Source organism: Bradyrhizobium sediminis, from assembly GCF_018736085.1.
Lineage (GTDB): Bacteria > Pseudomonadota > Alphaproteobacteria > Rhizobiales > Xanthobacteraceae > Bradyrhizobium > Bradyrhizobium sediminis.
The window spans coordinates 1,731,123-1,752,101 of record NZ_CP076134.1; the positions used below are offsets into that span (position 1 = coordinate 1,731,123).

Here is a 20,979-nt window from a genome sequence, read left to right on the forward strand (position 1 = left end):
CATGAACGCTGGAATCCGCCCCGTCAGGACGCAGGCCGAACTCGGTCTTGTCGATGTTTACACGACGTCGCGACAGGGCCTGCCCGGCGGCAGCGATATATCGGCGGTGCGCGCCGCCGCGTTCAATCATTTTGTGCTCTCCGGGCTGCCGCACCCCCGGGTGGAAGCCTGGAAATACACGGATCTGCGGCGGTTGATGCGGGATGCCAAGCCGCTGGCTGCTCCACCGGATGCCGAGGCAAAAGCGCGTGCGCATGATGCGGGCGGTTTGTTTGCGGCACTCGGCTTCAGGCGCTTGGTCGTCCTCAACGGCTCGTTCGTGCCGCAACTATCCGATCTCGACGGTCTCGAAACCGGTCTCCTTGTTCGTTCCATGGCAGACGCGCTGGCTCTGGATGAGCCTCTGTTGTCGCAGGGCCTGGGTCCGATGGTTCCGGCCGACGATCCGGCGCTCGCGCTCAACACCGCGCTGGCCGGCGACGGCGTCGTGATCACGGTTTCGCCCAATGTCACCATCGAAAGGCCGGTCCACCTCGTCTTCATCAATACCGGCGCAGCGCCGGCCGCGATGGTCACGCGATCGCTGGTAGTGGTCGGCGGCGGCGCCCGCGCCACCTTTGTCGAGACCCATGAAGGTCGCGACCAATCGGACTATCAGGTCAACACCGTGCTTCAGCTGGTGGTCGGCGACGAGGCGCAGGTCGATCATATCAAGATCACGCGCGAGGGAAGCGCCGCCATCCACGTCGCGACGCTGCTGGCCAATATCGGTGCCCGGGCAAAGTTCAATGAGCTCGGTTTCACGTCCGGCGGTGCCGTGGTTCGCAATCAACAGTTCGTGCTGCTGGCCGGAGAGGGCACCGAAGCGAACTTGCGCGGCCTGAGCCTGCTGGCTGACCGGCAGCATGTCGACACCACGCTTGCCGTCGACCACGCCGCCGCTGGCTCCCAGAGCCGCGAGGTCTTCAAGGCGGTCGTCGACGATGAGGCCCGCGCCGTGTTCCAGGGCAAGATCAGGGTCCGGCCAAAGGCGCAAAAGACGGACGCCAAGATGATGACCCGCGCGCTGCTATTGTCCGACAGCGCGGAAGCCGACGGTAAACCCGAGCTCGAGATCTTTGCCGACGATGTCCAGTGCGGTCACGGCGCCACGACGGGCTCCCTCGACGACCAGCTCAAATTCTACCTGATGGCCCGCGGCATCCCGCAAAAGGAGGCGGAGGCGTTGCTGATCCAGGCGTTTGCCGCCGAGGTGGTCGAGGCGATCGAGCATGACGGCCTTCGCGAGGCGTTGATGGAGGCCATGGTGGCCTGGCTGGGGCAACGAGGATGACGCCATGCATCCGGCGGTAAGGAATGGCAGCTATGACGTCGGCCGGGTCCGCGAGGATTTTCCGATTCTCGGGATGCAGGTCCACGGCAAGCCGCTGGTTTACCTCGACAATGCCGCTTCCGCCCAAAAGCCGAAGGCGGTTCTGGACCGCCTGACGCAGGCCTATACATCCGAATACGCGAACGTCCACCGCGGTCTGCATTATCTCGCCAACGCCGCAACCGAGGGCTACGAGGGCGCCCGGGAAAAGGTTGCCGGCTTCCTGAATGCCGGGCGCAGCGATGAAATCGTCTTCACCCGGGGCGCGACCGAGGCGATCAACCTCGTCGCCCAGACCTTCGGGCGCGAGCGGATCGGGCCGGGCGATGAAATCGTGCTCTCCATCATGGAGCACCACGCCAATATCGTTCCCTGGCATTTCCTGCGGGAACGCCAGGGCGCAGTCATCAAATGGGCGCCGGTGGATGAAGACGGCAATTTCCTGATCGACGAATTCGAGAAGCTGTTGACCGAGCGCACCAAGATGGTCGCCGTCACGCAGATGTCGAACGTTCTAGGCACCGTCGTGCCGGTCAAGGAGGTCGTGCGGATCGCGCATGCGCGGGGAATCCCGGTGCTCGTCGATGGCGCGCAGTCTTCCGTGCACCTGGATGTCGACGTCCGCGACATCGATTGCGATTTCTATGTCATCACTGGTCACAAATTGTACGGGCCGACCGGTATCGGCGCGCTCTACGGCAAGCACGAGCATCTCTCGGCGATGCCGCCCTTCAACGGCGGCGGCGAGATGATTCGCGAGGTGCACCGGGACCGCGTCAGCTACGGTGAACCGCCGCACCGGTTCGAGGCCGGGACGCCCCCGATCGTGCAGGCGATCGGGCTTGGCGCCGCCATCGACTACATCAACTCCATCGGTAAGAGCCGGATCAGGGCGCATGAAAGCTCACTCCTTGCCTATGCTCAGGACAGGCTGCGGGAGATCAATTCGCTGCGTATCATCGGAACTGCGGCCGAGAAGGGCGCCATCGTTTCGTTCGAAATGAAGAGCGCCCACGCGCATGATTTCGCGACCGTGATCGATCGCGCCGGCATCGCGGTCCGCGCCGGAACGCATTGCGCCATGCCGCTATTGGAACGCTTCGGCGTCACCGCGACCTGCCGGGCATCGTTCGCTCTCTATAACACCCACGACGAGGTCGACGTTCTGGCGCGTGCCCTCGCCAAGGCGCAGGAGTTCTTCGCATGAGCTTCCAGACCCCCAATCCGAAACCCGCAACAATCGGACGTGTCGTCCATGACGCGCGCCGGCGACGCGTGGGGCGAGGTCCAGGCGTGGTAGGCAAAGGCGAATTCAAGCCGGGCGACGCGGTGCGTTCGCTGACGCAGATCATAAATGACGGGATCTATCCCCATAGGGATATCGGCGAGACCCTGGTGTATCAGGGCGATGCGGGCATGGTTCGCGAAAGGTGGAGTTTTCTGGGGGAAAGCTACTACACGGTCGAATTCCTTACCCGTGCGGCCGTCGTCATCATGCGTGGCCGGGAGATGGCCCGCGCCGCGCGCCGAGGCGTCAGCCAGCGATACTAGCCATCCGGCATCGCAACGAGTGTGGGTCTATCCGAAAGCGCCTGCTGGGCATCGCTGCGGATGCGTGCGACCATCGAACGAAATCCGTTCGAGCGCTGCGGCGTGAGATGTTCGCGCAAGCCGAGGCGATCGAACAATGCGATCGGGTCGGCCGCCAGGATCTCGCTGGCCGGCTTGCCGGAGACGACTGCGAGCAGGATGGCAACGAGCCCGCGTACGATGTGGGCATCGCTGTCGCCATGGAAGTGGAGGACGGGTTGAGCGTCATCGAAACGAGCGGTGGTCGCCAGCCAGACCTGGCTGGCGCAGCCCTGGACCTTGTTCGCTTCGGTGCGTTGAAACTCGGACAGCGGGCTCATGCCGCGGCCGAGTTCGATGACATAGCGATAGCGGTCGTCCCATTCGTCGAGCAACGAAAAGTTGTCGATGATGTCATCGATCGCCGGAATATCTGCCGCAGGTGAATGGTCCATCGGTTTCGCTGCCTCTGTTCGCTGCCGCCTCGCGGATGTTGTCGTCGTTCCGCCTTCCGTCACCACGCAGCCGATAATGGCATCAGTCCAAGCATGGTCGGGGAAAGGTCGTGGTGCCCGAGCAGGGCATCAACCTTGCAATGAACGGAATCGAAGGTGATGGGTTTCCCCATCACATCGTGAGCCCCCCATTGCAGGCTGGCAATGGCGAGCGGGTCGTTGACGGAATTCGCCACGATCAGGATCTTCGCGCCGGGCAATCTCTTGGCGACCTCGGCCAAAGCGCCTTCTCCGTTGCCATGCACAAAGCCGATCCCGAGCAGGACGACGTCCGGCGTCCGGTCGGCGGCCTTGGCAAAGGCCTGATCGAGGCTCGTGAAGCCGTAGGTCTCGCTGTGGTCCTCCAGGATGAACTGGAGCGCCGATCGGATGACCTCGTCGCTCTCGACCACGAAGATGCGGTCGGTCGCGATCGGGTGGGAGGGTTCGAAACGGGTGCGCATGATGTCCTCGCTGGCTTGATCCGGTCCATCAAGCAAACGCCGTACCGCGGCGGGTAAGCCCGATTGCAACTGGTTTTCACAGCCCCGGCGTCAATTCTCGCGTCCGCGGATCGCCAAGTTGTTTTGTTTGAGACAGGTGCACGACCTGACGTCGGGTGACGGGCAGCTATGTCGGGTTTGCAACAAGCGTCTCGTTCCCCGTCCGAGTCCGTTATGTATTTAGAATCAATGAAAATTTTATCGCCGGCCGGCGCTGGCACAGTCGTTGCAAACCATGTTTGCGCAAGGCGATGGTTGCTGGCTGCCAGCCCTCGAAGACGGAAAAGCAAAGTCCGTAACCGCGCCGCGCGATGGGGATCGACCGAGATCGAGCTGCGCGGCTCGCGTGTACTGGCGAAACTGCAATCGGGTACCGAGGAGAACAAAATGGCTGCACTACGACAAATCGCGTTTTACGGCAAAGGGGGCATCGGCAAGTCGACGACCTCGCAGAACACGCTGGCGGCGCTGGCGGAGATGGGTCACAAGATCCTGATCGTCGGCTGCGACCCCAAGGCCGACTCGACCCGCCTGATCCTGCACGCCAAGGCGCAGGACACCATCCTCAGCCTGGCGGCGGCCGCCGGCAGCGTCGAGGACCTCGAGATCGAAGAGGTCATGAAGGTCGGTTACCGCGATATCCGCTGCGTCGAGTCCGGCGGTCCGGAGCCCGGCGTCGGCTGCGCCGGCCGCGGTGTCATCACCTCGATCAATTTCCTCGAGGAGAACGGCGCCTATGAGGACATCGACTACGTGTCCTACGACGTGCTCGGCGACGTCGTTTGCGGCGGCTTCGCGATGCCGATCCGCGAGAACAAGGCGCAGGAAATCTACATCGTGATGTCCGGCGAGATGATGGCGATGTATGCCGCCAACAACATCTCCAAGGGCATTCTGAAATACGCCAATTCCGGCGGCGTGCGCCTCGGCGGCCTGGTCTGCAACGAGCGCCAGACCGACAAGGAACTCGAGCTGGCGGAAGCGATGGCCAAGAAGCTCGGCACCCATCTGATCTACTTCGTGCCGCGCGACAACATCGTGCAGCACGCGGAACTGCGCCGCATGACCGTTCTGGAGTATGCCCCGGACTCGGTTCAGGCCGGTCACTACCGCAGCCTCGCCGAGAAGATCCACAACAACGGCGGCAAGGGCATCATCCCGACCCCGATCACCATGGACGAACTCGAGGACATGCTGATGGAGCACGGCATCATGAAGCCGGTCGACGAAGCCATCGTCGGCAAGACCGCTGCCGAACTCGCCGCCGAAGCCGCGATCGCGGCGGCCTGAGGCCATCAATCGCTCATATCCGGTCCCTCCTGGGGAGGGGCCGGACCCAAGCACCGCAAACGATCAAGCGAGGACAATCAAAATGAGTTTAGCCACGACGCAGAGCGTTGCAGAGATCAAGGCCCGCAACAAGGAACTGATCGAAGACGTTCTGAAGGTATATCCGGAAAAGACCGCGAAGCGCCGCGCCAAGCACTTGAGCGTGCATGAGGCAGGCAAGTCCGATTGCGGCGTGAAGTCGAACATCAAGTCGGTCCCCGGCGTCATGACGATCCGCGGCTGCGCCTATGCCGGCTCCAAGGGCGTGGTGTGGGGCCCGATCAAGGACATGATCCACATCAGCCACGGCCCGGTGGGCTGCGGCCAGTATTCCTGGGCGGCGCGGCGTAACTACTACATCGGCACGACGGGCATCGACACCTTCGTCACCATGCAGTTCACCTCCGACTTCCAGGAGAAGGACATCGTCTTCGGCGGCGACAAGAAGCTCGCCAAGATCATGGACGAGATCCAGGAGCTGTTCCCGCTCAACAACGGCATCACCGTGCAGTCGGAATGCCCGATCGGCCTGATCGGCGACGACATCGAGGCCGTCTCCAAGCAGAAGTCGAAGGAATACGAAGGCAAGACCATCGTCCCGGTCCGTTGTGAAGGTTTCCGCGGTGTCTCCCAGTCGCTCGGTCACCACATCGCCAACGATTCGATCCGGGACTGGGTGTTCGACAAGATCGCTCCGGACGCGCCGCCGAAGTTCGAGCCGACGCCCTACGACGTGGCCATCATCGGCGACTACAACATCGGCGGTGACGCCTGGTCGTCCCGCATCCTGCTCGAGGAGATGGGCCTGCGCGTGATCGCCCAGTGGTCGGGCGACGGCAGCCTGGCCGAGCTCGAAGCTACCCCCAAGGCCAAGCTCAACGTGCTGCACTGCTACCGCTCGATGAACTACATCTCGCGCCACATGGAAGAAAAGTACGGTATTCCGTGGTGCGAGTACAATTTCTTCGGACCGAGCAAGATCGCCGAGTCGCTGCGCAAGATCGCCGGCTTCTTCGACGACAAGATCAAGGAAGGCGCCGAGCGCGTCATCGCCAAGTACCAGCCGCTGATGGATGCGGTGATCGCAAGATACCGGCCGCGCCTCGAAGGCAAGACCGTGATGCTGTTCGTCGGCGGACTGCGGCCGCGCCACGTGATCGGCGCCTATGAAGACCTCGGCATGGAGGTGGTCGGCACCGGCTACGAATTCGGCCACAACGACGACTACCAGCGCACGGCCCAGCACTACGTCAAGGACGGTACGCTGATCTATGACGACGTGACCGGATACGAGTTCGAGAAGTTTGTCGAGAAGGTCCAGCCGGATCTGGTCGGCTCGGGCATCAAGGAGAAGTACGTGTTCCAGAAGATGGGTGTGCCGTTCCGGCAGATGCACTCCTGGGACTACTCCGGTCCCTACCACGGCTATGACGGGTTCGCGATCTTCGCGCGCGACATGGACATGGCCATCAACTCGCCGATCTGGAAGAAGGCCACGCCGCCCTGGAAGGCGGCGCCGAAGCCTACACTGATGGCAGCGGAGTAACCGGCTCACATCGGCTCCCCCTCGATCGGGGGAGCCGGCAGCCAGGATCGACACACGAATTTTGAAAGGGTGCCACCATGACGCAGAATGCAGACCACGTGCTCGACCATTTCGAGCTGTTCCGCGGTCCGGAATACCAGCAGATGCTGGCGAACAAGAAGAAGATGTTCGAGAACCCCCGCGATCCCGCCGAGGTCGAGCGCATCCGCGAATGGGCCAAGACGCCGGAATATCGCGAGAAGAATTTTGCGCGCGAAGCCTTGACGGTGAACCCGGCCAAGGCCTGCCAGCCGCTCGGCGCGGTATTCGCGGCGGTGGGATTCGAAGGAACCATTCCTTTCGTTCACGGCTCGCAGGGCTGCGTCGCCTATTATCGCAGCCACCTGTCACGGCATTTCAAGGAGCCGAGCTCCTGCGTTTCATCGTCGATGACGGAAGACGCCGCAGTGTTCGGCGGCCTCAACAACATGATCGACGGCCTCGCCAATACCTACAGCATGTACAAGCCGAAGATGATCGCCGTCTCCACCACCTGCATGGCGGAAGTGATTGGCGACGACCTCAATGCCTTCATCAAGACGTCGAAAGAGAAGGGTTCCGTGCCTGCGGAATACGACGTCCCGTTCGCGCATACGCCGGCCTTCGTCGGTAGCCATGTCACCGGCTATGACAATGCGCTAAAGGGCATTATCGAGCATTTCTGGGACGGCAAGGCGGGAACCGCGCCCAAGCTGGAACGCCAGCCGAACGAGAAGATCAACTTCATCGGCGGTTTCGACGGCTACACCGTCGGCAACACCCGCGAGGTCAAGCGCATCTTCGAGACGATGGGAATCGAGTACACGATTCTCGCCGACAACAGCGACGTGTTCGATACGCCGACCGACGGCGAGTTCCGCATGTACGACGGCGGCACCACGCTGGAGGATGCCGCGAACGCGATCCACGCCAAGGCGACGATCTCGATGCAGCACTATTCCACTGAAAAGACGCTGCCGTTCATCGCCGGGCACGGCCAGGAAGTGGTGTCGTTCAATCACCCGATCGGGGTGTCGGCGACCGACGATTTCATCATGGCGCTGTCGCGGATTTCCGGCAAGGAGATACCGGAGCAGCTGGCCCGCGAGCGCGGACGGCTGGTCGACGCAATGGCGGATTCGAGCGCGCACATTCACGGCAAGAAATTCGCGATCTACGGCGATCCGGATCTTTGCCTCGGCCTGGCGGCATTCCTGCTCGAACTCGGCGCCGAACCCACCCATGTGCTGGCGACGAACGGTACCAAGCAATGGGCGGAAAAGGTCCAGGCGGTGTTCGACAGTTCGCCGTTCGGCCAGAATTGCCACGTCTATCCGGGCAAGGATCTCTGGCACATGCGCTCGCTGCTGTTCACCGAGCCGGTCGATTTCCTGATCGGAAATACCTACGGCAAGTATCTGGAGCGCGACACCGGCACGCCGCTGATCCGGATCGGCTTCCCGATCTTCGATCGTCATCACCATCACCGCTATCCGGTCTGGGGCTACCAGGGTGGGATGAACGTGCTGGTGTGGATCCTCGACAAGATCTTCGACGAGATCGACAGGAACACCAACGTTCCCGCGAAGACCGACTACAGCTTCGACATCATCCGCTAGGGATGATCGCGACAACTGCCTCGCCGCCGCTCCGGCATATCGGGACCGGCGGCGAGGCAGGTCTACCGAAGGCGAAGGTTTCGCTGTCGGGGCGTGGGCAAGCCGTTCTGTGGATAGGAGAGACGAATGAGTTCGCTGTCGGCCACGATCCAGGATGTGTTCAACGAGCCCGGCTGCGGCAAGAACGCGAACAAATCGGAGGCCGAGCGGAAGAAGGGCTGCACCAAGCAGCTTCAGCCAGGCGGCGCCGCCGGCGGTTGCGCCTTTGACGGCGCCAAGATCGCGCTGCAGCCTCTGACCGACGTTGCCCACCTTGTCCACGGCCCGATCGCCTGCGAAGGAAACTCCTGGGACAACCGCGGCGCCAAATCGTCCGGCTCGAATATCTGGCGCACGGGATTTACCACCGACATCAACGAGACCGACGTCGTGTTCGGCGGCGAAAAGCGGCTCTACAAGGCTGTCAAGGAAATCATCGAGAAGTACGACCCGCCGGCGGTCTTCGTCTACCAGACCTGCGTTCCCGCCATGATTGGCGACGACATCAACGCGGTGTGCAAGGCGGCCAGCCAGAAATTCGGCAAGCCGGTCATTCCCGTCAACTCGCCCGGCTTCGTCGGGCCGAAGAATCTCGGCAACAAGCTCGCCGGCGAAGCGCTGCTCGAGCACGTGATCGGAACGCAGGAGCCGGACTTTACCACGCCCTATGACCTCAACATCATCGGGGAATACAATCTCTCCGGCGAGTTGTGGCAGGTGAAGCCGCTGCTCGACGAACTCGGCATTCGTATTTTCTCCTGCATCTCGGGCGACGGCAAGTATCGCGAAGTCGCCTATTCGCACCGTGCGCGTGCGGCGATGATGGTGTGCTCCAAGGCGATGATCAATGTCGCCCGCAAGATGGAAGAGCGCTACGGCATCCCGTTCTTCGAGGGATCGTTCTACGGCATCGAGGATACCAGCGACTCCTTGCGCGAAATTGCGCGGCTTCTGATCGAGCGCGGCGCGCCGGACGAGTTGATGGCGAGGACCGAAGCGGTGATCGTCCGCGAGGAGGCAAAGGCCTGGGCTACGATCGAGCCGTACAAGCCGCGTTTTGCGGGCAAGAAGGTCCTGCTGATCACCGGCGGCGTCAAGTCGTGGTCGGTGGTTGCCGCCTTGCAGGAAGCCGGCCTCGAGCTGGTCGGTACCAGCGTCAAAAAATCGACCAAGGAGGACAAGGAGCGCATCAAGGAGCTGATGGGCCAGGACGCCCACATGATCGACGACATGACGCCGCGCGAAATGTACAAGATGCTGAAGGACGCCAAGGCCGACATCATGCTCTCGGGCGGCAAGTCGCAATTCGTCGCCCTGAAGGCGGCGATGCCCTGGCTCGATATCAACCAGGAGCGCAGCCACGCCTATATGGGTTACGTCGGCATGGTGAAGCTGGTCTCGGAAATCGACAAGGCGTTGTTCAATCCGGTGTGGGAGCAGCTCCGCCGGCCGGCGCCGTGGGAGAATGCCGGGAAGAATTGGCAGGCCAAGGCGATCGCGCAGATGGATGCCGAAGCCGCCGAGCTTGCCGCCGATCCGGAGGCGGCGGAAAAGGCCCGCCGCGCCAGGAAGATATGCCATTGCAAGACAGTCGATCTCGGCACCATCGAGGACGCGATCGCGGCGCATGCGCTGACGACGAGGGATGGCGTCAAGCAACACACCAACGCCTCCGGAGGCTGCGGCGCATGCGCGGGGCGGATCGAGGACATCCTGGCGGCGTTGCCGGCCACGGCAATGCCGGCGGTTCCGGTCCTGCAGGCGGCGGAGTAGGGCCCCGCCATGGCGATCGTCACCGTCGGCAAGAAGGCCTGCTCGGTCAATCCGCTGAAGATGAGCCAGCCGATCGGTGGTGCGTTCGCCTTCATGGGGCTGCGCGGGTCGATGCCGCTTCTGCACGGCTCGCAGGGATGCACGTCCTTTGGACTGACGCTCTTCGTTCGGCATTTCAAGGAAGCCGTGCCGCTGCAGACCACGGCGATGAGCGAAGTCGCGACCGTGCTCGGCGGCTATGAGAACGTCGAGCAAGCCATCCTCAACATCTATAACCGGACCAAGCCGGAGATCATCGGCATCTGCTCGACGGGCGTGACCGAGACCAAGGGCGACGATGTCGAAGGCTACATCAGGCTAATCCGGCAGAAGCATCCGCAACTCGCCACCTTCCCATTGGTCTATGTCCCGACGCCCGACTTCAAGGATGCGTTCCAGGACGGCTGGGAGAAGACCGTCGCACGCATGGTCGAGGTGCTGGTCGAGACGCCGAAGACGGCTGCTCGACGTGATCCCAAACAGGTCAATGTTCTCCCCGGATGTCACCTCACGCCGGGAGATATCGACGAGATCAGGACGATCATCGAGGATTTCGGGCTCGAGCCCTCGTTCCTCCCCGATCTCGCAGGCTCGCTCGACGGACACATTCCTGAGGAGTTCGTGCCGACGACGATCGGCGGCATCGGCGTCGAGGAGGTGGCCACCATGGGCCTCGCCTCCTGGACCATCGCCATCGGCGCCCAGATGCGGCGCGCTGCGGAGGCCATGGAGAAGAAGACGGGAACGCCCTTCAAGCTGTTCGAGCGGCTGTGCGGTCTCCTTCCCAATGACGAATTCCTGGTGTTTCTGAGCGAGATCAGTGGCCGGCCGGTGCCGCTGAAATACCGGCGTCAGCGCGGCCAACTGGCCGACGCCATGCTGGACGCGCATTTTCATATCGGCGGCCGGAAGCTTGCGATCGGCGCCGAGCCGGATCTGCTGTTCGATCTCTCTAGCATGCTGCAGGAGATGGGGGCCAAGGTGACGGCGGCGGTGACGACGACGCAGTCGCCGGTGCTGGAGCGGATCAAGACCGAGGAAGTATTGATCGGCGACCTCGAGGATCTCGAGAACCTTGCCAAGGACCGGGGCTGCGATCTGCTCATCGCCCATTCGCACGGCCGCCAGGCGGCGGAGCGGCTGAAGATTCCATTCTATCGCGCGGGTTTTCCGATGTTCGATCGGCTCGGCGCCGGACACCAGCTTTCGGTCGGCTATCGGGGCACCCGGGATCTGATCTTCGACATCGCCAATCTCATCATCGCCGACCACGAGGACAATCGCCAGCCGACGCCCGACACCTGGCGGATCGAGGGCGCCGGCGCCCCTGGCGAGGGTGTCGCGGCCTCGCTGCACTGACCGACACACGAGAGGAAGGACGACGCCATGAAAATCGCATTCGCGACCCAGGACTTGAAGCGCGTCGACGCTCATTTCGGCTGGGCCAAGAACATCGCGATCTATGAGATCGGCCCGCAGGGGCACCGCTTCCTCGAAGCCGTCCAGTTCGACGGCGATCTCAAGGAGGACGGCAACGAGGACAAGCTGGCGCCGAAGATCGAGGCGATCAAGGATTGCGCCATCCTGTACGTCGCCGCCATCGGAGGCTCCGGTGCGGCAAGGGTGGTCGCGAACAACATCCATCCGATGAAGGTCAATCAACCCGAGGAGATCACGGATCTGCTCGGCAAGCTGGAGGATGTCCTGAAGGGCACGCCCCCGCCCTGGTTGCGCAAGGCGCTGTTGAAGGACCAGGAACGAACCCTCGATTTCGAAGATCAGGATTAGGGAAGACCATGGCCGAGATTGCTGCAGTACTCGAACCCACGCCCGCGGCGGAGGCGCCGTTCGTCAAGGAGCTCATCAAGATATGGCGGGCCCAGGACTCCCACGGCGCATGGGAGGGCAAGAGCGACCTCACGCTGCTTGAGCCGTACATCCTGGACAAGGAAGCGCGCCGCGCGCTGCCGATCATCGGCGATCCCGATCCGGAAACCATCTGGCGGATGGAGCTGTTTTTCAACGCGGTGGCGCTGTCGATCGAGCGCGCGACCGGCGTCATGATCTCCCCGATGCTGAAGATGAGCCACGAAGGATTCGGCCGCATGGTCCTGATCGGGGGGCGGCTGATCGTCGTCAACAAGCAGCTGCGCGACGTTCACCGTTTCGGATTCGACAATCTCGGCAAGCTGGCCGAGGAGGGCGAAAAATACGTCAAGGCCGGCGTCGAGATGATCGAGAAGTTCAGGCCTGTTGCTGATTATTGAGGGGACCATGAGTGATCTGGAAACGCTGAAGGCCGAAATCAAGAAACTGTCCGCGAAGGCGACGCAGGCCAAGATGGACCTGCATGACCTGTCCGAGGAGTTGCCGCTGCAATGGGAGTCGATCCTGAGCGTGGCGCAGCGGGCCCACGACGCCTTCGCCGAGCTGGAGCAGAAGCGCGCGGCCTTGAAGAGTCTCGAATCGGCTTAACGCGAAGGCGCTCGCATCATGTCCAATGCAACCCGCGACGGCCGCGACTGGAACCCGGCATATCTGCTCGCCATCGACGAGAAGAAATGCATCGGCTGCGGCCGCTGCTTCAAGGTTTGCGGCCGTGACGTGATGACCCTGAAGGGTCTGAACGAGGAGGGGGAGCTCGTCGCGCTCGACGATGACGAGGACGACGAGATTGAGAAGAAGATCATGGTGATGAATGACGACGGAGCCTGTATCGGCTGTGGCGCCTGCGCCCGGGTCTGTCCGACCAGTTGCCAGACTCACGGCCTGGCGCCCGCTACGACGGGCTGACGCAGAAAGAGCGAGCACTTCCGGGCCATCATGAGCAAGACGTCCTTCGCCAAATTCGGTATCGGCCAGGTCATCCGCCACCGCGTTTATGAGTTCCGCGGCGTGGTGTTCGATGTCGATCCGGAATTTGCCGACTGCAGCGGAACGCACGACGCGATTCTTGTCGAGTTGCGGTCACGCCGGGACCAGCCGTTCTACTACCTGTTCGCCGAGAACGACCAGAACCCCTATATCGCCTACGTCTCCGAGCAGAACCTGATGCCCGATCCGACCGACGAGCCGGTCAGTCATCCGCAGCTCGACCATCTGTTCGCGCGCGATGAGAACGGCGGCTATCGCTGGCGCAACGTGATGATCAACTAGCGCAATAGTGATCCCGCGAACCAAGTCGTGTTAGGATCGAACCCTGTCAGGCTCAGGAGACGTCCCCAATGTTTATCGCCATGAACCGATTCCGTGTTGCCAAGGGATCTGAAGCGGATTTTGAACACGTTTGGGCTTCACGCGACAGCCATCTCGACAAGGTGCCGGGCTTTGTCGAGTTTCACCTTCTCAGAGGTCCCGAAGCTGAGGATCACACGCTTTACGCTTCTCATACGGTCTGGGAAGATTTTGCTACCTTTGAAGCGTGGACGAAATCCGAGGCCTTCCGTGCCGCGCACAGTCGAGCAGGCGGCAACAAGCCGCTCTATCTTGGGCCCCCGCAGTTCGAGGGGTTTGAGGTGCTCCAGACGGTAGGACGCGGCAAGACCGTGGCGGCATGACTCGCAAGGCGGCAAGTGGCCGGCGGCGGTCTCGTCTGAAAATGACCCGCCGGGACCCTCCGAATTGTTCTGCCGACTGGTTGCTCCGGGCGGCCTCCGGCCCTCCTCTGGAGGACGCGAGCAGGCCGGGCGGCTTATGCGAATTTGGACGACATTGACATGGATCAATGCAGGAGGGAACCAGCGCTTAGACTCGTTGGTTTCCTGGGGGCACGGATGCGAAGCTTGCATGCTGCAACGGAGGTCCATCATGTCCATAGCTCCCACACTCCAGCGATATTTGACTGCGGAAAACATTCAATACGATGTGATCCCGCATGACCCCACCATGTCGTCCGCGCGTACCGCCGAGGCGTGCCGGATTTCGGGGGACTGTTTGGCCAAGGCGATCGTGCTGCGGCGCGATGCCGGCTACTTGCTGGCCGTCCTGCCGGCATCGCGTCACCTTCGCCTTTCGGCTTTGAGGAACCAGCTTGGCGAGGACGTTGAAATGGCCGGGGAGTCCGAGATCGATCGGCTGTTCCCGGATTGCGCGCATGGGGCAGTTCCACCCCTCGGTCACTGTTATGCACTGCCGCTCATCGTGGACGACAGCATCGAGGCGCAGCCGGAGATCTATATGGAGGCGGGCGATCACGAGACGCTGCTCCATATGAGTCATGCGCAGTTTGCTCACCTGGTGGCAAGCGCACGACACGGCCGCTTTAGCGAGAAGCTGCCTGGCAGTTCCATTGTTTGGGAGTAAGCTGCCTTGGTTCAGGAATCTCGCCGGCAGCTAGTGTCCGAGGGAGGATTCGAATGACTTCGGTGCGACAGCTGCTTGATCATAAGGGCAGGAAGATCTGGTCTATTCACCCGGATGCTACCGTCTTCGATGCCGTGGCGAAGATGGCCGAAAAGGACGTGGGATCGCTGCTGGTAATGGAAGACGACAAGCTCGTTGGCATCATCACCGAAAGGCACTATGCGCGGAATGTTGTTCTCAAGGGCAAGACGTCTCCCGCAACGCCCGTGCGGGACATCATGGAAAGACGCGTCGTCATTGCGCGGCCGGAACAAACCGTTGAGCAGTGCATGGCCCTCATGAGCGATAAGCGCGTGCGTCATCTGCCGGTGTTCGAGGGAAAGAAGCTGGTTGGCATTGTTTCGATCGGCGACCTTGTCAAGAGCATAATCGGCGATCAGAAGTTCACGATTGATCAGCTCGTACACTACATCCACGGGTGAACAGCCGCCGTGGGCGGCTGCATACGATCCCGGACGGCTGATACTTATTCGATACCCTGCTCGCGAGCCTTCCACATCGCCGCGATCCGGAAGCGTTCGTTGATGGCGGCGGGACTGGCGAGGATCTCCGCCTCCGCCTGCTTGAAGGCGTTCGCTACGATCTCGGCCTCCTCGCGCGTCAGTGCCACCCTCCCGGCCATGTGCGTGGCTTCCGGCATGACCGTCCAGATCGCGCGCTTGTTGGGGTGCATCTTGACCTCGATCAGCTCGAACGCCTCAAGCTCTCCGTCGAGGCAGATCGCCAATCCGATCACTTCCAGCCTTCGGCCGTCCTGGGTGGTCTTTACCAACGTCGCCATGGTCAATCCGCCTCCTGCGCTGCGAGCCAGCTGTAACCGCCCTGATCCCAGAGTTGGGCCAGCGTCTGGTCGGGTTTCCAGTCCGGAAATTGCAATCGGATGGCGTCATAGTCGGTCCGAAAGCGCACCGCATCCTCGCCTTGCAAATGCGCGGCGAAGAAATCAGCCTTCGAACGCAGGATGAAGGCGGCCCCGTCTTCGCTGCCCAGCAGTTCGTATTCCGTGCCCTGTGCGATCAGGCTGACCGATGCTTGATTTCCGCTCATGGGCGCATCTCCCGGTCGGATGAAGGTCTCACGCGGCAACGGCTGGCGTATCCTCCGCCAGTCCCCATTCCGCCCAGGAGCCGTCGTAGACGGCGGCGGTCTTGTGTCCGAGCAGATAGAGCCCGAGCGCTACCACGCAGGATGTTATGCCGGAGGCGCAGCTCGTCACGATCGGGCGTTCGAGATCGATCCCGGCCATGGCAAATCGCGCGGCGAGCATGTCCGGCGCAATGAATGCGCCGGTGTCGGGGTCAATCAGGTCGGCCCACGGAATGTTCGTCGCGTTCGGGATATGGCCGAGCTTCTTGAACGGGAAGACGTCTTGCTGGGTGCCGTCGAATTTGGCGGGGCCGCGGGCGTCGATGACCTGCGCTGCAGCGGTCGCGAGATTCTCCTGCATTTCGCTCAAGGTACGAACCAGCGCGGGATGATACGCGGCCGTGAACGATCTCGGCTCCGGCCGCACCATCGACATGTCGGACGGCCGCTTTTCCTTGGTCCATTTGCCGTAACCGCCTTCAAGCATGGTGACCTTGTCGTAGCCGAAGACCCGAAACATCCACCAGACCCGCGCCGCGGCCGCTCCACCATACAGCCGGTCGTAGACCACGACCCGGTCTCCGTCGCCTATTCCGAGCAATCCGACCTTCTTTGCAAAGTCCGACGCACTGGGCAGCATGTGTGGAAGCGGGCTCGACTTGTCGGCTATGTGATCGATGTCGAAATGCACGGAACCGGGAAGATGACGGCCACGATACTGCGTGCGCCCATCGAGATTCGTGCTGGCGTGATGCCAGGTGCAGTCGAGGATCCGGACATCCGGGTCCGACAGATGCTCCGCAAGCCATTCGGTGCTTACCAGCGCTTCAGGATTTGCATAGGTCATCTCTGAATGATCTCCATGTCAGAAACTCGACAATCGTCGCCAAAGAGACATCTGACCGGCCGTTGCGATATGCCGGGCGGTAGCTCGGTGTTACGCCGTGGGCATCGGATAGCCGGTGCGCGGCCTCGTATCGTAGTATTCCGGCTTCTCCGGCCAGCCGCCCTCGGCGATGAATCTGAACGTCGTCAGCTTCACGGGCGCGCCTTGCGAGAATGAAACCTCGCTGAACTTGATCTCCCGGTCGCCAGGGCCTGCGGAGAAATCGGCAATGACAGTGCCGTCCGCATTGCGGGCGCGCGCGAAGCCGGGTGTGCCGACACTGCTTGCGGCAACGGGATTCGCGGCAAAGACCGGATTTTCGAGGCCGTCCGACCCCGCACCGAAGGCGGGTGAGGCAAAGGTGAATGTCGCCAGCGTCCCGCTGCGTTCGACGGGCTGATCGGCGGTCAGGGGGCGGGCGACCGAATAGATCGTCAATGTTCCGCCATCCAGCAGCGCCTTCAGCTCATCCTGGGAACAGCTGACGAAATCCAGTGTGACATTCATGCCAATCTCCATACGCAAGGGCGTTTGCGTATGGATTTATCAAGTTTTGTGCCAGTTGCCGGGGAAGCGGCGCGGATCGCCGATTTCGTCAGGCCGGATCGGATCTTGCGCGATTCTTGCAGAGCCCGGCCGGGTAGCGAGATCTGTAGGCTGATCGATGTTGGACACGGCGATCATTGGCGGCGGATTATGTGGCCTTGTGCTGGCGAGGAACCTGTGCCGGCAGGGCAGAGCCGTCGGTTTGTTCGAGGCGCGCAAACGCCTCGGTGGCCGCATCTTGTCGGCTACGAGCGCCGGCTCCGGCCTCGCGATGGACCTCGGTCCGACCTGGTTCTGGCCGGACACGCAGCCCCTGATAAAGAGTATCGTCGCCGAGCTCGGGCTTCCCGATATCGCCCAGCATGATGATGGTTCCGTGCTCCATCTGAAGGATCCGGATCAAGCGCCGGAGCGTATTGACGGGAAAATAATTCACCAAGGCGCCCGTCGTCTCCGGGGCGGCATGGCGCAGCTCGTCGATGCGCTGGCAGCGGGGTTGCCGCAGGGCCTGACTCATCTCGATCACGTGCTGACGAGCGTCCGCGATCGCGAGGATCATGTCGCGCTGACATTTGCTGCCGGCGACGGCATTGTCGAGATTACGGCACGACATGTCGTACTCGCCCTTCCGCCCCGGTTGCTGGAACAGCAGGTCCGATTCGAGCCGGATCTCGATGAAGCGACGCGCGAAGCCATGCGTGGCGCTGAAACGTGGATGGCGGCGCAGGCCAAAGTGGTCATCGCCTATGATCGCGCCTTCTGGCGCGAGGCCGGTCATTCCGGCAACGCCTTCGTAACCCACGAGCAGGCGGTGCTGGGCGAGATCTTCGACGCCTGCGATGGCGATCCGGCGAAGGCTGCGCTGGGAGGATTTCTCGCATTGTCGCCGGAGCTGCGCGCAAGCTTCAGCGCGGGCCTGCCGATGCTGATGGACAATCAAATGGCGCAGGTCTTTGGCGCAACTCTCGAACATGGCGAGCAGTATTTTCAGGATTGGGCGACGGAGCTCCATACATGCAGCGCGCTCGACCGGACGTCCGCGCGGACCGAACACGCCGGCGCCGCCAATCCGATGCTGCGCCGGGCGCATTGGAATGGAACATTGTATCTCGGCGGGTCGGAAACCGCGGCGCGCGGCGCCGGCTATCTGGAAGGTGCGCTCGAGGCAGCGCGGCGGATTGATCTCGCGCTCGAGCGCAAATCGGCCGAGGAGGGGGGCAGCGGATCGCATTCCCGTGCTGCCGGCGATGCCGCCGCCCCGATCAATGCTGCGAGCCTCGCGCGCTTCCGCGCCTGGGTTGCCGCGCAGCAAGATGCGGCGTTCGACGGCTACCGCCACCGGCTCAATCGCAGCCTCGCGGCCCAGCAGCGCGAGCAACTCACGCAGCGGGCCATCCTGGAGTCGATGGAAGAGGTCTTCGATCGCGCGCTCGCGGTGCTGGACGGTCTCGACTTCGACGTCGGCGCGGTCACGGTCGAGCACGGCCGCTCGTCGCTAACACCGGGCGTGCAGCAGCCGTTCGGCGACCTGATGCGCTCGGTTCTCGACGACGTCATCGCCTTCAATCGAACGTCCTGCGCGCTGTCGAACTTCCCGGACGAGCATCATTTGTCCAGGGAATATCGGCAGGTGATTCTCCGCGACATCGCCGCCGCATGGCTGGAATTTTCGCTGGCCGCCAACCGCCTGTTGCTGGCCAAGACGGATGCGCGCGACCGCCGCTTGCAGGCAGCAGGATTAACAGGCGTTTCATCATGAACGAGGACAAGATGACGGCTGATTTGGCCTATGCGATCTGCAGGATGAGCGATATCCCCAGCCAGCAGGCGAGGGGCTTTCAGCTGATGATCGTCGGGGACGATGGTGCGAAGCGGCCCTGGCCGATCCTCGTGGTTCGATGGGGCCGTCAGGTCTTCGGTTACGTCAACAAATGCCCGCATGACGGGGTCAATCTGGACTGGGAACGCAATCAGTTCATGGATCCGAACGGCATCCGTCTGATGTGCGGCAAGCACGGATCGTTGTTCGAACTCGGCACCGGCATCTGCGTGGACGGCCCCTGCAAGGGCCGTGGCCTGACACCGGTGGCACTGACCGTGCTGGATGACGACATCTGCGTGACAGGCGTGACGCTGGTCGAGGATGAAGAGGTCCTTCCCGACGACGAAGCGTGATCCCGGCTCGACCGCTCAGACGGGACGATTTTCGTTCCGGTTCTTCACCGGCTCCATCCGCGCCAGGCCTTCCTCGAAGCTGATGACGTCGTATTTGCCATCGAAGCCCGTCGCGGCGTCGAGCAGGTAGTCGAGCTTGCCGGCGGTATCGAGCTTCTTGACGTCGTTCTTGTCGATGCTCATCAGGTCCATCATCTCCTTCCAGACCGTGGATTCATCGCAAGGCAGGACATGGAAGGCGATGCCCCGAAGGGTAACGCGGTATTTCGCCAGAAGATCGATGTTGTTGCAGAACATGAAGTAGGTCCCGTTCGGGCTCAACAGGCCGTCCAGCACCTCGGACGCCACGTCCAGATAGGCAAAGGAGTGGATGTATCCCGCCAGGATCGGAATGGTGCTTTCGCCCTCCTGCGCGATGGTGAGAACCTGCTCGATCGAGAATTCCGGCGGGCGCTTTTCGTCGGCTACCTGGGCCTGGAACTTGAGCGCGATATCGCCCCGGAAGCCAAATCGGCCCGGCTTCTTCGTCGGGCTCTTGAGCACGGCGTTGAGCAGGCGTCCCTCCCGATCGAGCCGGCCGAGGGCAGTCTTCTCGATTGTCATCGGCGCGGTCATCTCGATCGTGGTCATGTGACATTCTCCGGTGTCAGACAAATCAGCGCCGCGTCGGCGCCGGTCTGACCCGTTATGCAAATTGTCTGCCGGTTCGCGTGGCGCGACTTCAACTCGTCGAAAGTGCCGATCGCCGGCCATTCCCTTCTTCCCGCGGCCATTCCGGCTTCCGCCCGAGCCCTCGTGACAGCGATCCGGCGGCGCAAAGCCGCCCTGTCGGAAACCTGACACGCGTCGCAAAGGCGACAGGTGATTGGCTGAAAAGCCCATCTTATCAAAGAATTGCGACGTGGCATGAGACTTGCCAATTCCTTTCTCAAGGGTCCTAGCAATGAGGGCGAGCAATGATCAATCTGACCGATAGTGCGCTGAACGCGGTACGCAACGCGATTTCCACGGCAAACAAGCCGGTCGACGGCCTGCGCATCATGGTCGAGGCGGGCGGCTGCGCCGGCTACAAATACATGCTGGGTCTGGTCGACGTGGTCGACCCCGACGACACCGTGATCGAGCGCGACGGCGTGCGCGTCTTCGTCGACAACAAGAGCCACGAATATCTTGCGGGTACGACGATCGACTTCGTGATCGCGCTCGAGGGGTCGGGCTTCACCTTCGAAAACCCGAACGCGAAGAACAGCTGCTCCTGCGGAAAATCGTTCGGTTGAGTCAACCGGCCGGAGCCGGCCGCGCCATGGAAAGAAATCAAGATCATGCTGATTGAAACCGAACATCTGAAGCATCTGCCGAGCGCGGACGCCGATCGCGCGGAGATCATCAAGGCGGTAATCGAGGAGATCCGCCCGAACCTGCAGCGGGACGGCGGCGACTGCCAGCTGATCGAGATCGACGGCAACAAGATCATGGTCAAGCTCACCGGCGCCTGCGTGTTCTGCAAGCTGAGCAGCGCCACGCTGGAAGGCATCCAGGCCCGCCTGGTCGAAAAGCTCGGCGAGTTCGTGCGTCTTATTCCCGTTGCCGGAGCTGCCAAGGCGCGGCATTGAAAGAGGCGTT

27 protein-coding genes are annotated in these 20,979 nt (G+C 62.2%); 20 read left to right on the plus strand and 7 right to left on the minus strand.

Annotated elements, in window-relative coordinates; genetic code table 11:
- The first annotated feature begins 1 nt into the window (after position 1).
- The 3 genes from sufD to KMZ29_RS08225 are packed head-to-tail and all read left to right on the plus strand — an operon-like array spanning position 2 to position 2,923.
- Positions 2 to 1,333 (plus strand): Fe-S cluster assembly protein SufD, encoded by a 1,332-nt coding sequence (sufD, locus tag KMZ29_RS08215; protein ID WP_215623238.1) that lies wholly within the window; start codon positions 2 to 4, stop codon positions 1,331 to 1,333.
- 4 nt (positions 1,334 to 1,337) lie between these two features.
- On the plus strand, positions 1,338 to 2,579 hold the full coding sequence (locus KMZ29_RS08220) for a cysteine desulfurase (protein ID WP_215623239.1): 1,242 nt from the start codon (positions 1,338 to 1,340) through the stop codon (positions 2,577 to 2,579).
- Positions 2,576 to 2,923, plus strand: coding sequence for a nitrogen fixation protein NifZ (locus tag KMZ29_RS08225; protein ID WP_215623240.1), 348 nt, complete (start codon positions 2,576 to 2,578; stop codon positions 2,921 to 2,923). Before KMZ29_RS08220 ends, KMZ29_RS08225 begins: the two co-directional genes overlap by 4 nt.
- Here the strand turns inward: KMZ29_RS08225 and KMZ29_RS08230 are convergent.
- Positions 2,920 to 3,396 (minus strand): SufE family protein, encoded by a 477-nt coding sequence (locus KMZ29_RS08230; protein ID WP_215623241.1) that lies wholly within the window; start codon positions 3,394 to 3,396, stop codon positions 2,920 to 2,922. The genes KMZ29_RS08225 and KMZ29_RS08230 overlap by 4 nt on opposite strands.
- A gap of 59 nt (positions 3,397 to 3,455) precedes the next feature.
- Positions 3,456 to 3,899 (minus strand): response regulator, encoded by a 444-nt coding sequence (locus KMZ29_RS08235; RefSeq protein ID WP_215623242.1) that lies wholly within the window; start codon positions 3,897 to 3,899, stop codon positions 3,456 to 3,458.
- A gap of 426 nt (positions 3,900 to 4,325) precedes the next feature.
- On the opposite strand from KMZ29_RS08235, the gene nifH reads away from it, so the two are divergent.
- The 13 genes from nifH to KMZ29_RS08300 all read left to right on the plus strand — a co-directional run bounded on the left by nifH (position 4,326) and on the right by KMZ29_RS08300 (position 15,085).
- On the plus strand, positions 4,326 to 5,228 hold the full coding sequence (gene nifH / locus KMZ29_RS08240; protein WP_215605566.1) for a nitrogenase iron protein: 903 nt from the start codon (positions 4,326 to 4,328) through the stop codon (positions 5,226 to 5,228).
- Between the two features lie 82 nt (positions 5,229 to 5,310).
- The gene (gene nifD / locus KMZ29_RS08245) at positions 5,311 to 6,813 is read left to right on the plus strand and encodes a nitrogenase molybdenum-iron protein alpha chain (RefSeq protein WP_215623243.1); all 1,503 of its coding nucleotides are present in this window, start codon (positions 5,311 to 5,313) and stop codon (positions 6,811 to 6,813) included.
- A gap of 77 nt (positions 6,814 to 6,890) precedes the next feature.
- The gene (nifK, locus tag KMZ29_RS08250) at positions 6,891 to 8,450 is read left to right on the plus strand and encodes a nitrogenase molybdenum-iron protein subunit beta (RefSeq protein WP_215623244.1); all 1,560 of its coding nucleotides are present in this window, start codon (positions 6,891 to 6,893) and stop codon (positions 8,448 to 8,450) included.
- 126 nt (positions 8,451 to 8,576) lie between these two features.
- The gene (nifE, locus tag KMZ29_RS08255; RefSeq protein WP_215623245.1) at positions 8,577 to 10,262 is read left to right on the plus strand and encodes a nitrogenase iron-molybdenum cofactor biosynthesis protein NifE; all 1,686 of its coding nucleotides are present in this window, start codon (positions 8,577 to 8,579) and stop codon (positions 10,260 to 10,262) included.
- A 9-nt stretch (positions 10,263 to 10,271) separates the two neighbouring features.
- Positions 10,272 to 11,660: a nitrogenase iron-molybdenum cofactor biosynthesis protein NifN gene (gene nifN, locus KMZ29_RS08260; RefSeq protein ID WP_215623246.1), complete on the plus strand. Its 1,389-nt coding sequence runs from the start codon at positions 10,272 to 10,274 to the stop codon at positions 11,658 to 11,660.
- 27 nt (positions 11,661 to 11,687) lie between these two features.
- Positions 11,688 to 12,089: a nitrogen fixation protein NifX gene (gene nifX / locus KMZ29_RS08265; protein WP_215605571.1), complete on the plus strand. Its 402-nt coding sequence runs from the start codon at positions 11,688 to 11,690 to the stop codon at positions 12,087 to 12,089.
- A gap of 8 nt (positions 12,090 to 12,097) precedes the next feature.
- On the plus strand, positions 12,098 to 12,568 hold the full coding sequence (locus tag KMZ29_RS08270; protein WP_215605572.1) for a NifX-associated nitrogen fixation protein: 471 nt from the start codon (positions 12,098 to 12,100) through the stop codon (positions 12,566 to 12,568).
- A 7-nt stretch (positions 12,569 to 12,575) separates the two neighbouring features.
- Complete coding sequence (locus tag KMZ29_RS08275; protein ID WP_215623247.1) at positions 12,576 to 12,776, plus strand: CCE_0567 family metalloprotein; 201 nt, start codon at positions 12,576 to 12,578, stop codon at positions 12,774 to 12,776.
- A gap of 18 nt (positions 12,777 to 12,794) precedes the next feature.
- Positions 12,795 to 13,094, plus strand: a complete 300-nt coding sequence (fdxB, locus tag KMZ29_RS08280; protein WP_215623248.1) for a ferredoxin III, nif-specific — start codon at positions 12,795 to 12,797, stop codon at positions 13,092 to 13,094.
- A gap of 30 nt (positions 13,095 to 13,124) precedes the next feature.
- On the plus strand, positions 13,125 to 13,457 hold the full coding sequence (gene hspQ / locus KMZ29_RS08285) for a heat shock protein HspQ (RefSeq protein ID WP_215623249.1): 333 nt from the start codon (positions 13,125 to 13,127) through the stop codon (positions 13,455 to 13,457).
- A gap of 68 nt (positions 13,458 to 13,525) precedes the next feature.
- Positions 13,526 to 13,858, plus strand: a complete 333-nt coding sequence (gene hmuQ / locus KMZ29_RS08290) for a heme-degrading protein HmuQ (protein ID WP_215623250.1) — start codon at positions 13,526 to 13,528, stop codon at positions 13,856 to 13,858.
- A gap of 250 nt (positions 13,859 to 14,108) precedes the next feature.
- Positions 14,109 to 14,603 (plus strand): aminoacyl-tRNA deacylase, encoded by a 495-nt coding sequence (locus KMZ29_RS08295; protein WP_215623251.1) that lies wholly within the window; start codon positions 14,109 to 14,111, stop codon positions 14,601 to 14,603.
- 53 nt (positions 14,604 to 14,656) lie between these two features.
- Positions 14,657 to 15,085 carry a CBS domain-containing protein gene (locus KMZ29_RS08300; protein WP_249779858.1) on the plus strand — a complete coding sequence of 143 codons (429 nt, stop codon included), beginning with the start codon at positions 14,657 to 14,659 and terminating at the stop codon, positions 15,083 to 15,085.
- A 44-nt stretch (positions 15,086 to 15,129) separates the two neighbouring features.
- On the opposite strand, the gene KMZ29_RS08305 is transcribed toward KMZ29_RS08300, so the two are convergent.
- From KMZ29_RS08305 to KMZ29_RS08320, 4 genes are all read right to left on the minus strand, one after another.
- On the minus strand, positions 15,130 to 15,444 hold the full coding sequence (locus tag KMZ29_RS08305) for a hypothetical protein (protein WP_215623252.1): 315 nt from the start codon (positions 15,442 to 15,444) through the stop codon (positions 15,130 to 15,132).
- A gap of 2 nt (positions 15,445 to 15,446) precedes the next feature.
- On the minus strand, positions 15,447 to 15,749 hold the full coding sequence (locus KMZ29_RS08310; RefSeq protein WP_249779859.1) for a hypothetical protein: 303 nt from the start codon (positions 15,747 to 15,749) through the stop codon (positions 15,447 to 15,449).
- Complete coding sequence (locus KMZ29_RS08315) at positions 15,739 to 16,596, minus strand: sulfurtransferase (protein ID WP_215623253.1); 858 nt, start codon at positions 16,594 to 16,596, stop codon at positions 15,739 to 15,741. Before KMZ29_RS08315 ends, KMZ29_RS08310 begins: the two co-directional genes overlap by 11 nt.
- Before the next feature lie 90 nt (positions 16,597 to 16,686).
- On the minus strand, positions 16,687 to 17,142 hold the full coding sequence (locus KMZ29_RS08320) for a hypothetical protein (protein WP_215623254.1): 456 nt from the start codon (positions 17,140 to 17,142) through the stop codon (positions 16,687 to 16,689).
- Positions 17,143 to 17,299: 157 nt separating this feature from the next.
- Between KMZ29_RS08320 and KMZ29_RS08325 the strand changes: the two genes are divergently transcribed.
- Positions 17,300 to 18,940, plus strand: a complete 1,641-nt coding sequence (locus KMZ29_RS08325; RefSeq protein ID WP_215623255.1) for a flavin monoamine oxidase family protein — start codon at positions 17,300 to 17,302, stop codon at positions 18,938 to 18,940.
- A gap of 11 nt (positions 18,941 to 18,951) precedes the next feature.
- The gene (locus KMZ29_RS08330) at positions 18,952 to 19,356 is read left to right on the plus strand and encodes a Rieske (2Fe-2S) protein (protein ID WP_215623256.1); all 405 of its coding nucleotides are present in this window, start codon (positions 18,952 to 18,954) and stop codon (positions 19,354 to 19,356) included.
- Between the two features lie 15 nt (positions 19,357 to 19,371).
- Here KMZ29_RS08330 and KMZ29_RS08335 read toward each other — a convergent pair whose 3' ends face one another.
- The gene (locus KMZ29_RS08335; RefSeq protein ID WP_215623257.1) at positions 19,372 to 19,986 is read right to left on the minus strand and encodes a hypothetical protein; all 615 of its coding nucleotides are present in this window, start codon (positions 19,984 to 19,986) and stop codon (positions 19,372 to 19,374) included.
- A 326-nt stretch (positions 19,987 to 20,312) separates the two neighbouring features.
- On the opposite strand from KMZ29_RS08335, the gene KMZ29_RS08340 reads away from it, so the two are divergent.
- On the plus strand, positions 20,313 to 20,633 hold the full coding sequence (locus KMZ29_RS08340; protein WP_215623258.1) for an iron-sulfur cluster assembly accessory protein: 321 nt from the start codon (positions 20,313 to 20,315) through the stop codon (positions 20,631 to 20,633).
- Positions 20,634 to 20,678: 45 nt separating this feature from the next.
- Complete coding sequence (locus KMZ29_RS08345) at positions 20,679 to 20,969, plus strand: NifU family protein (protein ID WP_215623259.1); 291 nt, start codon at positions 20,679 to 20,681, stop codon at positions 20,967 to 20,969.
- Positions 20,970 to 20,979 lie beyond the last annotated feature (10 nt).